The sequence below is a fragment of the Terriglobia bacterium genome (genome assembly GCA_036496425.1).
GTDB lineage: Bacteria > Acidobacteriota > Terriglobia > 20CM-2-55-15 > 20CM-2-55-15 > 20CM-2-55-15.
In genome coordinates, this window is the sequence record DASXLG010000335.1 from 1 (window position 1) to 4364 (window position 4364).

Annotated in this window: 5 protein-coding genes; 1 reads left to right on the forward strand and 4 read right to left on the reverse strand. The window is 57.5% G+C overall.

Features of this window, described 5'->3' with window-relative positions:
• Positions 1–13: 13 nt before the first annotated feature.
• The 4 genes from VGK48_24210 to VGK48_24225 all read right to left on the reverse strand — a co-directional run bounded on the left by VGK48_24210 (position 14) and on the right by VGK48_24225 (position 3739).
• Positions 14–1264: a GTP-binding protein gene (locus tag VGK48_24210; GenBank protein HEY2384291.1), complete on the reverse strand. Its 1251-nt coding sequence runs from the start codon at positions 1262–1264 to the stop codon at positions 14–16.
• Positions 1265–1360: 96 nt separating this feature from the next.
• Positions 1361–2260: a sulfate adenylyltransferase subunit CysD gene (gene cysD / locus VGK48_24215; GenBank protein HEY2384292.1), complete on the reverse strand. Its 900-nt coding sequence runs from the start codon at positions 2258–2260 to the stop codon at positions 1361–1363.
• Positions 2257–2946 carry a phosphoadenylyl-sulfate reductase gene (locus tag VGK48_24220; protein ID HEY2384293.1) on the reverse strand — a complete coding sequence of 230 codons (690 nt, stop codon included), beginning with the start codon at positions 2944–2946 and terminating at the stop codon, positions 2257–2259. Before VGK48_24220 ends, cysD begins: the two co-directional genes overlap by 4 nt.
• 13 nt (positions 2947–2959) lie before the next feature.
• Positions 2960–3739, reverse strand: coding sequence for a sulfite exporter TauE/SafE family protein (locus VGK48_24225; protein HEY2384294.1), 780 nt, complete (start codon positions 3737–3739; stop codon positions 2960–2962).
• Positions 3740–3975: 236 nt separating this feature from the next.
• Here VGK48_24225 and VGK48_24230 point away from each other — a divergent pair, with 236 nt between their 5' ends.
• On the forward strand, positions 3976–4302 hold the full coding sequence (locus VGK48_24230) for a helix-hairpin-helix domain-containing protein (GenBank protein HEY2384295.1): 327 nt from the start codon (positions 3976–3978) through the stop codon (positions 4300–4302).
• The last annotated feature ends 62 nt before the right edge of the window (positions 4303–4364 follow it).

Consider the following 4364-nt stretch of genomic DNA (forward strand, 5'->3'; position numbering starts at 1 on the left):
CCCCCCCCCCTCCCTATCCCTCGATCATTCCTGCCGCGACCGTATCGTTATTCTCATCAATAAGGATGAACCCGCCGGTCTGACGGTTCACCGAATACGGATCGCAGATGACCGGCTGGAGCGTTTTGATCCGCACCTGACCGATGTCATTGGTCTGCAGTTCCGTGACCGGCGATTCGCGCTCGAGCGTGTTCACGTTCAACCGGTGGTCGATTTCATTGATGATCGCGCGGACGGTTTTCGTGGTGTGCCGCAACACGTACCGGTGATTGAGCCGGAGTTTGCGCTCGTTCATCCAGCAGAGGGTTGCTTTAAAATCGGTGCGGGAAGCCGGCGGCCCGTCTTCCAGCGCCAGCATATCGCCGCGCGAGATGTCGACGTCGTCGGCGAGGGTAATCGTTACGGATTGGCGCGCGAAAGCTGCATTGAGATTGCCGTCGCGCGTGACGATTCCTGTCACTGTGGAACGGGCGCCTGACGGCAGCACCACGACTCGATCTCCGACTTTCACTGATCCGGACGCCACGCGCCCCATGTAGCCGCGGAAATCCGGAAACTCCGGCGACGCCGGCGGCCGGCTGACGAGTTGCACGGCAAACCGGAAAGGCGCTTTGTATGCCGGGTCGTCGACCTGAATGGATTCGAGCAGTTCGAGCATTTTGGGACCGGTGTACCAGGACATCCGTTCGCTGGGTTCCGTCACGTGGTCGCCTTCGAGCGCCGAGATCGGAATGCAATAGGCTTCGGCACCGCCGAGGCGGTTGATGAAGTCCAGGAAGTCGCGCTTGATTTCTTCATACCGATCGCGGCCGAAATTCACCAGGTCCATTTTGTTGACGGCCACGATGAAATGCCGGATGCCCAGCAGATACGCGATGAAAGTGTGCCGCCGCGACTGGGTCATGATCCCATTGCGGGCATCGATCAGAATGACCGCGAGATCGCTGTTGCTGGCGCTGGTGACGAGGTTGCGCGTGTACTGTTCATGGCCGGGGGCGTCGGCGATGATGAATTTCCGCTTGGGCGTTGCGAAGTACCGGTAGGCGACATCGATCGTGATGCCTTGCTCGCGCTCGGCTTTCAGACCGTCGGTGAGCAGCGAAAAGTCGATGCCTTTGCCGCCGCGCCGTTCGTTTTCGCGTTTTGCGCCTTCGATCTGGTCTTCAAATGCGCCTTGTGTTTCGACAAGCAGCCGGCCGATCAGGGTGGATTTCCCGTCGTCGACATTGCCTGCCGTGGTGAACCGAAGAACGTTACTACTCATTGGTATTTATTTCAGATTGGATCATTGGAAGTTTTTGCATTTCAGATTTGAAATGCAGAAACTTCCAATGATCCAACTTCCAATAGAATGATCTGATCAAAAGTATCCTTCCCGCTTTTTGTCCTCCATGGTGTTGGCGCCATGGTCGATGATTCGGGTGGACCGTTCGCTGATCTTGGCGGAAACGGTTTCCTCGGCGATTTCTTCCAGCGTGCTGGCGCAGGAGGAGACGGCGCCCGTGCATGGAGCGCAGCCCAGCGTACGGAAACGCACGGACATCTTGACCGGCACTTCGCCTTCCTTCAGGTGCTTGGCGTCATCGGCGGGAATCAGCACTCCGTTCCGTTCGACCACAAGCCTTTCCTGGGCGAAATAGAGGGGAACGACCTCGATGTTTTCCTGCACGATGTATTGCCAGATGTCGCGTTCCGTCCAGTTGGAGAGCGGGAACACGCGCATCGATTCGCCTTCGGAGATTGCGCCGCTGTAGAGCGACCACAATTCCGGGCGCTGCCGCCGCGGATCCCATTGGGCGAACGCATCGCGAAGCGAGAAAACCCGCTCCTTCGCGCGCGAGCGTTCTTCTTCACGCCGCGCGCCGCCGATCGCCGCGTCGAATTGATGCTGATCGAGCGCATGAAGCAGGGCCGCCGTTTTGAGCTGGCCGCAGCAGCGTGCGACGCCGAGCTTCAAGGGGTGGGCGCCGGCGGCGATCGCGTCCTCGTTTCGATGAACGATCAGCCGGACGCCGATCTCCTTGCAGAAACGGTCCCGGAACTCGATCATCTCTTTGAATTTGTATCCGGTATCGACGTGGAGAAAGGGAAACGGCATCGGTCCGGGATAGAAGGCCTTGCGCGCCAGATGCACGAGCACGCTCGAGTCTTTACCGATCGAATAAAGTAAAACCGGATTCCGGAATTGAGCGACCGTTTCCCGGAGAATATAAATAGATTCGCTTTCCAGCTCGCGAAGGTGTGTCCATTCCTGATTCATGACGTTACTGCTTTGTGTTGATGTAGCCCGCATTCTTTGTTACTCGATTCCCACCACCAGCGGCCCGCGCGGATGTCTTCGCCGGGTTTGACGGCCTGCGTGCAGGGAGCGCATCCGATGCTCGGATAGCCGCGATCATGCAAGGCGTTGTACGGCACGTCATGCAATTTGATGTAAGCCCAGACTTCATCGTTCGTCCAGTCGAGCAGCGGGTTGATCTTGATCAGCCCGTTGGCGTCGTCCCAGCTCTCGAGTTCGAGGTCGTGCCGGGCCTGCGACTGGTCGCGCCGAAGTCCCGTGATCCAGCTTTTCTTTCCGGAGAGCGCCCGCTTCAATGGTTCCACTTTCCGGATCTGGCAGCACTGCTTGCGTTGAGCGGCGCTTTTGTAGAAAGCATTGGGGCCATTCTGCTCGACCCAGGCTTTGATTTCGACAGCGTCCGGAAACCAGGTGCGGATCGCGAGCGGGTATTTGTCCCGGACGGTTTCGAGCAGCGCCTGTGTTTCCTCAGGCAGCCGTCCGGTATCGAGTGTGAAAACTTCGATTTTTCCGGCGTTTTTTGCGATCGCATCCAGGAGCACCATGTCTTCCGCTCCGAAACTGCACGCGAACGCCGTGGGGGACTGGGCCGTTTCGATTTTCCTGAGATAAGAGACCAGCTCGCTCGATTTTTCCGCGAGACTCATTACAGCTTATTCCTCAACTTCCTACAATGCAGCTGATACCGAGGACGAGAAGTGTCCCTGCCAGAATCCGGCGCATCATGACTTCCGGTAACCGGGCACTGACCGTGCTGCCGATGTAGATTCCCGGAATCGACCCCAGCAGCAAACCAAAAAGCAGGCGATAGTCGATATTCCCCATTTGAAGATGACCCAGCCCGGCTACCGTCACCAGCGGAATGGCGTGCGCCAGATCCGTGCCGACCAGCTCGGCTCCCCGCATTTTCGGATACAGCAGCATCAGCGCGGCAACGCCGATCGCGCCTGCGCCGACCGACGTCAGTGTCACCATTATGCCAAGAACGACGCCGATTGCGGTGGCATATCGATTCGAAGTCTGTTCGCTGAACTCGAAACGCTTGCCGCCGGCCGCGAGGATGCGCTTACGCAACATAACGGCTGCCGCGGTGGCCACCAGGGAGACGCCGAGTACCGGAAGAATAATATGGTCGAGCGGCTTGCCTTGCCCGCTCAGGTGACGCATGATCAGGATGGTTGCGATCGATGCCGGCAGGCTGCCTGCCCCGAGCCGCATGACGATCCGCCAATTCACATTTCCGCGGGCGCTGTGCGCCGTCACGCCGAAGATTTTGGTCAACGATGCGAAAATCAGATCCGTGCCGACCGCGATTCCCACCGGTATTTTGAACAGAAAGACCAGCGCCGGGGTCATCAACGACCCACCGCCGACACCTGTAAGGCCCACGATCAGGCCGACGATCAAACCGACCAGCGGATATAACGATTGCACGTTCATAAGGCTCCAAAAAAAAGACCCGCTCGGAGGCGGGCCTCAACCAACGGATGATACGATAAGATCACTCCGACGGCGAGGTTCTCCCGCAGCTACAACAACATCGGAAATGAAAAGGAGACCGTTTTGATCGCATTAACCAGATCATTGATTCCAAAAGCCTAAACGTTCTGAAGTACGTTTATAGACTAACTTGATGATTTAAATCAACTATAATCTGCAGCGAAGGAGACAGACAGATGAAAATCAAGCATTTAGCGGCTTCGCTGGTCCTGGCCATCCTTTTAACAGCGGGTTCCGGGATGGCCCAGGCCCCTTCATCAAAGTCGGCTGCGGGTCAGAAAACCACCCAGAAAACCACCAGCCTGTTGGATATCAACTCGGCCAGCAAGCAGGACTTGATGGCGCTTCCCGGGATCGGTGATGCCTACGCGCAGAAGATCATCGACGGGCGGCCTTACCGGGCGAAAAACCAGCTGGTGCAGAAGAAGATCATCCCGCAGGCGACCTACGATAAGATCTCGGGCCAGATCATCGCCAAGCAGAATACGGCGGGTAAGAAATGAGCCGCAGATGACGCAGATGGGCGCATAAGAAACTCTTGACGGCGCCAATCTGCGGTCATCCG